Raw genomic sequence first — 8225 nt, 5'->3', positions numbered from 1 at the left:
CCCTGAACCTGTGTGTAATTTCGTTTCCGCATAACGATACCCCCTGATGTAGTCTATTTTCCTACATCAGGGGGTATTTTGTCACTGTCCGTTTTTACTGGTTCAGTTCACTTCCTGAATCCGCCCGGTAGATAGTTTTGTAGAAGGCGATTATCAAGCGAGAAGTAGGAGTGGAAGCAATGGAACAGGTTTACAGTGCCAGTGCGGTTTCCAGACCGTTCTGGTATGTGGAATTCAAAAAAGTAATGAGCCTTCTCAATCGGGGGATGAGCTATGAGGAGATCCGCACCAAAGCACTGGAGGACAACCTCTTCGATGTAGCCAAGGAATACCGAGCCAAGGAGATTTATGGTGCGGTGACCCGCAGAGCCAAGACGCTGGATGGACAGGGCGTGGCTTTGTTCTGCAACAGCGACATGGCTACCATGAAGCTGATAGCGTTTATTGCCATCATGCAGACCGACCGGCTGCTGGCCGAGTTTATGAGCGAGGTTTATCGGGAGAAGGTCATGATGGGAGATTTCGAGCTGAGGGATGCCGACTTTAATACCTTCTTTAAGCGTAAGCAAGATCAGGACGAAGGAATGGCCGGCTGGAAGGATTATACCCTCAAGAAGCTCCGCAATAGCTATATCAACTATCTCTCCGAGGGCGGACTACTTTTCCGCAGCGGAAATACCAAGACGCTGACGCCGCCACTGCTCACTGAGGAGCTGAAAGCGTATTTACAGCAAGCCGGTTTCGGTGTTTGTATTTCTATTTTTACGGGGGTGAGATAATTGGCACGAACATTGGAAGAACGGCTGCATGAAGCAGAAACTGTGATCCGACAGCCCAGTTTTCTGGAAAATAAAGGACTTGGCAATGAGGTCGGATATTATGTGTTCGATTATCCCGCCGAACAAGAACTGGTGGTGCGCAGCCGCATTGCGGAGATGAAAGCCAAGTACAACATCCCCAACAGCAGCTTCCAGATCATCGAATACGACCTCTACGATATGGTTATCGACATTCTTCTGGAGAAGGGCTATCTGGAAAAGTGCTTTGAATTTGAAAAGCGCAAGGGATTTGATCGAATTACCAAATCGGTAGGAAACCTGCTCCGCATCTCCGGAGATGACAGCCTGATCGTGCAGCATATCCGGGACAACACCCCAGACCGCTGCGTGGTATTCCTCACCGGTGTCGGAAAGATCTATCCCATTCTGCGCTCCCATAAGATTTTGAACAATCTTCATCAGGTGGTGGATCATGTGCCTGTGGTTATGTTCTACCCCGGTAAGTACGACGGTCAGGAGTTGATCCTGTTCGGCGACAAAGAGGCAAAGGACGACAATTATTACCGAGCTTTCCAGCTCGTCAGAGGATAAGGGGGAGCAAATATGCAGATCAAGGATATGTTTGCCAAGCAGATTGACCGCGACATCAAGGGAGTTATCAAGGTCGGCCAGGGCGATGACGCCAATGTTCAGCAGGAACTGTCTGAGTATGTTGTGACCCGCGAGTTGCAAAAGCATTTCGCGGATTTCTTCGTAAATTATAAAACCGGTATCGTGGGCAACACGGATAAGATGGGCGTGTGGATCTCCGGCTTTTTTGGAAGCGGTAAATCTCACTTCCTGAAGATACTCTCCTATTTGCTGGATAACCGTGAGGTCGATGGCAAGCGTGCCATTGACTACTTTGTGGACGATAAAAAGATCACTGATCCTTATGTGCTGGCAGATATGAAGCTTGCTGCCGACACCCCTGCAGATGTGATCCTTTTCAATATTGATTCTAAGAGTGAGATACAGGGCAAGCAGAGCAAGGACGCCATTGTGTCCGTCCTTTTGCGCGTTTTCAATGGGAGACAGGGTTTCTGCGAGTCCAACTCCGTCATCGCAGATCTGGAGCGAAGCCTGTCCGAAAAGGGGCAGTATGATAAGTTCAAAACAGAATTTGAGAGCATCAATGGTTCGCCCTGGGTGGAAGCACGCAATGAGTTTGACTTCATTCAGGACGATGTGGTTGATGCTCTTGTCGCAATCGAGTTTATGAGTGAGGAAGCCGCCCGCAACTGGTGCGAGAAGGCAATGGACGGCATCGACCGCAAGAGCATCGAGGACTTTGCAAAACTTATCAAGCGCTACATCGACCAGCAGGGTGAGAACCACCATGTCGTCTTCCTGATCGATGAGATCGGCCAGTACATAGGAGACAGCCGCGATTTGATGCTGAATCTCCAGACCGTGACCGAGGATCTGGGCACCGCATGTCAGGGCAAGGCATGGATCATCGTTACCAGCCAGCAGGACATTGACTCGGTGGCAAAAGAGATCAGCCACAACAAGAATGACTTCTCCAAGATCCAGGGTCGCTTCGATACCCGCCTGTCCCTATCCTCTGCCAATGTGGATGAGGTCATCCGCAAGAGAATTCTGGAGAAAAGTGATGCTGGCCACGATACTCTGGCTCTGCTCTATGACCAGAAGGAGACCGACATCAAAAACAAGATCATCTTCAACGACGGCGTGGAAAAGAAGCTCTATACCAGCCGGGAAAACTTCGCTGCCGTGTATCCCTTTGTGCCTTACCAGTTCAACCTGCTGGGCAGCGTGCTGACCTCCATCCGTACCCACGGCGCATCCGGCAAGCATCTTGCCGAGGGCGAACGCTCGATGCTGGCCCTGTTCAAGGAAAGCGCAGTGCGGCTGATGAATGAAAGTGAAGGTGCTCTGGTGCCCTTCAATATGTTCTATGACGCATTGGAGAAGTTCCTGGATCACAGCTATCGCGGTGTTATCTACAAAGCATGGGACAATGACTACCTGAACCCTGACCGGGAAACGGAGTGCTTCAATGTCAATGTGCTCAAAGTCCTGTTTATGATCAAGTATGTCAAGGAGATCACTGCCAATGTGGAGCAGATCACCTCGCTGATGATCGACAGCGTGGACGCCGACCGCATGAGCTTGCAGCAGAAGGTGGAAGACGCCCTCAAGATGTTGGTCAAGCAGACATTGGTGCAGAAGAACGGTGATATCTACGTCTTCCTGACCGACGAAGAGCAGGAAGTGCAGCGGGACATCGAGGCCGAAAATGTGGAGATCGCCGAGGTCATCGGCGCTGTGTCCGAGATGATCTTCGATGACCTCTATGATACCAAGAAGTATCGCTATCCTGCCATGAATGGCCGCTACACCTTCGGCTTCAATCAATTTGTGGACGACCGGCCTTACCGTGCCAACCAGAATTATGATATCTCTCTGAAAATTATCACGCCGGACTGGGATATGCGTTCCGATGAAGCCACCATGCGGATGCTCTCCGGACAGGAGCGCAGCGTTCTGGTGGTGTTGCCCGATGACCGCGAGTTTATGACCGAGCTGCGGCAAGCCATGCAAATCCACAAATATCTGACGCGGGGCGCTGCCAACACGCTGGCTAAATTTGAGCAGATCCGCCAGATGAAAACCGTGGAGGAAAAGGAGCGGAGAAACAATGCACGCATTTTCCTGGAAGCTGCCCTGCGGGAAGCGGTCATCTTCGTCAATGGCGATAAGCTCCAGCTCTCCGGCAAGGATATTTCCACTCGCATCAATGAAGGCATCGGTAAGCTGATCGCCGCCGTGTACTATAAGCTCAACTACATCGACACCGCCACCAACGAGGGCACGATCCGCAGCCTTCTGAAGTCCTCCGCCCAATACCAGCTGAAGCTGGACGGCGGCGTGGTCATCAATAAGCTGGCTCTCTCCGATCTGGAGGAGTACCTGAACCTGAACACAACCCGCAGTCATGCCCGCACCTCCCTCAAGACGCTGTACGACCGCTATATGAAGGCCCCCTATGGCTTCATTGAGGACGATGTGCGCTATCTGGTGGCCAAGCTGTTCAAGGACGGTAAGATCTCCATGTTCGTCAGCAGTGAACCCATCACGCTCATGAACAAGAGTGACGAGGAGATCATCCGCTATCTCACCAAGCGGGAGTATCCTGAAAAGCTACTGATGGAGTATCGGGAAGTCACCCCGGAAAAGCACAAAAAGGCCGTCCGCGAGATCATGCGGGAGCTGTTTGGCCTTACCCCTGCGGACGATAACGAAGATACCACCATGGCGGATTTTATCCGCAAGAGCCGTGACCTGAAGAACGAACTGGAAAAGCTGGAGATCCGCCAGCAGAGCAACCCACAGTATCCTGGCCGCGCGGTCGTCCGCACCGGCAAGGCTCTGATGAACGAGGTCATTGGCCTGACCTATCCCGCTGAGTTCTTCAAGGCCATGTACGACAAACAGGACGATTATCTGGACTTTGCCCAAGACTACGAGCCGATGAAGGCATTTTACGAAGGTGAGCAGCTGCAGATCTTCGAGAAAGCCATCCGCCACATGAAGATCTACGAGGACAGCAAGACCTTCATCGTCAACGAGGAAATCGAGAGCATCGCCTCCCAGATCAAGGGCATCATGGCGAAGACTGCTCCCTACGGCGAAATTTATAAGCTACCCGGCCTGCTGGACACCTTCGCCAGCCGCTATGTGGCCATGTGCAAGGAGATCGAAGCGCCCATCCAGGCCGCCATTGCTGACGCACGAAAGCGCGTCTTTGACGAGCTGGAGGGCAAGCAGTGCCGTGAGAAGCTGTCCGATCGCTATGTCAGTGCGTGGAATGAACTGCGGGAAAAGGCGGACACCTGCAACAATGTGGCAACCCTCCAGAATATCAAGGTGGAGGCTGACGCCCTCAAGATTCGCCACCTCAACGAGATCGCCGAGACTGAATCCAAGCTTCAGGCCGCAGCGCAGGCCGCGGCAGAGGCGGTAGCTCGGGCAGCACAGGCGGCGGAAGCAGCTGCGGCAAAGCCCGCTGCTCCTGCGGATGTGAAAAGCGGCGGTACCGCGCCGATCCAGCCCGCGCAGAAACCGATTCAGCCAGTCCAGCCGGTTCAACCGGTCAAGTCTGTCAAGATTGAGAAGAAAAAGAGCATCAGCATCAAGAGCGTCACTTCCCAGTATTCCTGGCAGATCAAGACCGAGGAGGACATCGACAAATACCTCCGCGAACTGCGCACCAAACTGCTGGGCGTTCTGGAAGAGGACACCACCGTGAACATCGAGTTCTGATGACTACCAACTTCGGCCGCGCGCCAGATAAGGGGTTAAGTTTATGGATAAGACCGCAATTAAGAATTTTTCCGTTTGGGCACGAAATGCCCTGATTCGCAGCGTTGCCGACCGCTGTGGCCTGGTCGGCGTGCGTCCGGACGGCATTCAGGAGCCGCTGCCCCAGTCCACCCGCGATATGCAGTTTTTCGATGCCGGTACCGGCACGCCGGCCTCCATCTCCGGCGACGAGATCAAAAAGCGCGACGCTCTGGTGAGCGCCATCCGCGACAAAGAGCGGGACAGCGACTACAAAACCGCTTACAACTATATGGTGGAGCAGGTGGCTTACACCTGGTTCAACCGCCTCATCGCCATCCGTTTCATGGAGGTCAATGACTATCTGCCCTCCCGCATCCGTGTGCTGTCTTCTGAGTTGGCAGGCAAGTTGGAGCCGGATATTCTTTCCACCCCCTTCGATGCGGAGTTTGACTTCACGCCTCAGGAGCGGGATGCCATCATCCAGTGGAAGGATCGCGGCCAGAAGGAGGACATGGACGCCCTGTTCCGACTGCTGTTTGTCAAGCAGTGCGACGCCCTGCATGAGATCTTGCCGAACCTGTTCCAAAAGGTAGACGGCCAAGACTATACCGAGCTTCTGCTGAACATCTCCTTTACTGACCGGGACGGCGTGGTCTATCGGCTGGTGAATGATATTCCCGAGAGCAATTTTGATGTCTCTCAAGAGGGCCAGGTGGAGATCATCGGCTGGCTGTATCAGTACTACAACTCGGAGCTGAAGGACGACACCTTCGCCCTGCTGAAGAAAAATGTCAAGATCACCAAGGAGCGCATCCCCGCCGCTACCCAGCTCTTTACCCCCGATTGGATCGTCAAGTACATGGTGGAAAACTCTCTGGGCCGCCTGTGGGTGGAGGGGCATCCCAACGACGGGCTTAAAGAAAACTGGCGCTATTATCTGGAGGAGGCGGAGCAGGAGCCTGAGGTGGAGGCACAGCTTGCGGAGATCCGTCAGGAATACGCCGCGCTGAATCCGGAGGACATCAAGATCATCGACCCCTGCATGGGTTCCGGTCACATTCTGGTCTATGCCTTCGATGTGCTGATGCAGATCTACGAGTCCCAGGGCTATACCCAGCGGGATGCCGCGCAGTCTATTCTGGCCAATAACCTGTTCGGGCTGGATATTGACGAGCGCGCCGCCCAGCTTGCCTATTTTGCGGTGATGATGAAGGCACGCCAGTATGACCGCCGTATCCTGACCCGCGGCATCCAGCCCCATGTGCTTGCCATCCAGGAGAGCAACGGAATCCACCGTGCCCATCTGGACTACTTTGGCGCAGGCATGAGCGAGCTGGAAAAGAACACTGCCCGGATGCAGTTGGAGAATCTGCTGGAAACGCTGCGGGATGCCAAGGAGTACGGCTCCATTTTGCGGGTGGAAAACTGCGAATGGGACCTGCTGCGCCGCTATGTGGCCGGTATAGATGTGGTCAGTCAGATCACGCTGGACAGCATCGGCGTGGAGAGTACAGCTGAGAAGCTGATACACCTGATCAATGTGGGACAGGCACTGGCGCAGAAGTATGATGTGGTGGTGACGAACCCGCCGTATATGGCAGTCAGCAACGCCGGTGCAAAGGTCAACGACTATGTAAAGAAGAACTTCCCTGACAGCAAGGCAGATTTGTTCGCTGTGTTTATGGAGCGCTGCGGTCAGATGGTGAAAAGCAGTGGCTATCAGGCCATGATTACCCAGCACGCATGGATGTTCCTCTCCAGCTTTGAGAAACTGCGTACCAAACTGCTCCTGACGGCGGATTTCGTGAATATGGCACACCTCGGCGCACGAGCCTTTGAAGAGATTGGAGGCGAAGTGGTACAGACCACATCGTTTGTTATCCGAAAGAGCCATGTTCCAAGCTACAAGGGCGAATATTGCCGCCTGATCGAGCCGACCACCCAGCAGGGAAAAGAAGATATGTTCCTCGCCGGTGAAAACCGTCATGCCGCCGACCAGTCCAACTTCTCCAAAATCCCCGGCTCCCCGGTGGCGTATTGGGTGAGTAAAAATATGCTATCTTGCTTTGAAATAGGAAAATCTCTTTCTACTTATGCTATGCCGCGTACAGGGATAATGACCGGTGATAATGGGCGTTTCTTAAGACTATGGTGGGAAGTTAGTAGCGGATGTACTAATTTGACTGCTAATAGTGCAGAAGATGCAACCAGATCTCATGCTAAGTGGTTTCCGTATAACAAGGGTGGCGAGTATCGGCGTTGGTATGGAAATGAAGATTATCTGATAGACTGGGAAAACGGTGGAGAAGTTGTATTTGGGAAAGCAAAATTAGAAAAAAGAAATGCCCAAGATTACCCTATGGAATATAAATTCAGACCCGCTATTTCATGGTCATTAGTTACCACAGGAAAACCTGCATTTCGTTCAAAAATGAATAATTTATCTGATATTGCTGGGCCTGCGCTCTTTACACCCCCAGAGTACTATACATTAGTGCTCGCATTTTGTAATTCTCCAATTGCATATGCAATTCTGAATATGGTAAACCCAACAGTGAACTATCAGGGAGGTAATATCGGACAGTTACCCTTTATTTTTGATGGCATTAACACCATAGTTGTAGACAAATTAGTACAAGATAACATTTTTATTTCAAAGAATGATTGGGACTCCTATGAAACCTCATGGGACTTCAAGTGGCATCCGCTGGTGTGAGGTGAATAAATGGAACAGTTCAAGTTTTCTGTTGAAATTATCAATTCGCAGGACTGGCGCTCCATTATTATTAGTGCACTGATTCCTCTCTTAGTAATGGGGATAACGCTATTTTTTTCACATCGGGAGCAAAATAGGGCATTAAAACAGCAGGCGGAAGAAAGTAAGAAGCAGCTTGATCAACAAGCAAAGGAACACGATCAAGTAATGCTTGAACAGAAAGAAAGTGTTAGGTTGGGTCTGCTGCCAATTTTCAATCTTATTGGAATGAGCGCAGGGATGGAAAAAGTGGCCTTTCCAACCGGAATGACTCTGGAGAATCATGTTTTCAAACTGCAAGTAGAGAACATTGGAAGCGGAATTGCGATTTCCCCATATTT

The 8225-nt window shown here is 51.8% G+C and carries 5 protein-coding genes; all 5 read left to right on the top strand.

What is annotated here, in order from left to right; genetic code table 11:
• Positions 1-179 precede the first annotated feature (179 nt).
• Positions 180-779, top strand: coding sequence for a DUF1819 family protein (locus Q0Y09_RS12385; protein WP_297722230.1), 600 nt, complete (start codon positions 180-182; stop codon positions 777-779).
• A 102-nt stretch (positions 780-881) separates the two neighbouring features.
• The gene (locus Q0Y09_RS12380) at positions 882-1370 is read left to right on the top strand and encodes a DUF1788 domain-containing protein (RefSeq protein ID WP_317380531.1); all 489 of its coding nucleotides are present in this window, start codon (positions 882-884) and stop codon (positions 1368-1370) included.
• 12 nt (positions 1371-1382) lie between these two features.
• On the top strand, positions 1383-5108 hold the full coding sequence (brxC, locus tag Q0Y09_RS12375; protein ID WP_297722225.1) for a BREX system P-loop protein BrxC: 3726 nt from the start codon (positions 1383-1385) through the stop codon (positions 5106-5108).
• Positions 5109-5151: 43 nt separating this feature from the next.
• A complete protein-coding gene (gene pglX, locus Q0Y09_RS12370; RefSeq protein WP_297722221.1) occupies positions 5152-7845 on the top strand; it encodes a BREX-1 system adenine-specific DNA-methyltransferase PglX in 2694 nt (897 codons plus the stop codon).
• A gap of 9 nt (positions 7846-7854) precedes the next feature.
• Positions 7855-8225, top strand: a 371-nt coding sequence (locus Q0Y09_RS12365; RefSeq protein ID WP_297722218.1) for a hypothetical protein, incomplete at its 3' end; no start/stop codon positions are given.

The organism is Intestinimonas sp. (genome assembly GCF_026169115.1).
Lineage (GTDB): Bacteria > Bacillota > Clostridia > Oscillospirales > Oscillospiraceae > Intestinimonas.
Note: the sequence above shows the minus strand (reverse complement) of the source record. Positions and strands in the feature narration are given on the sequence as shown.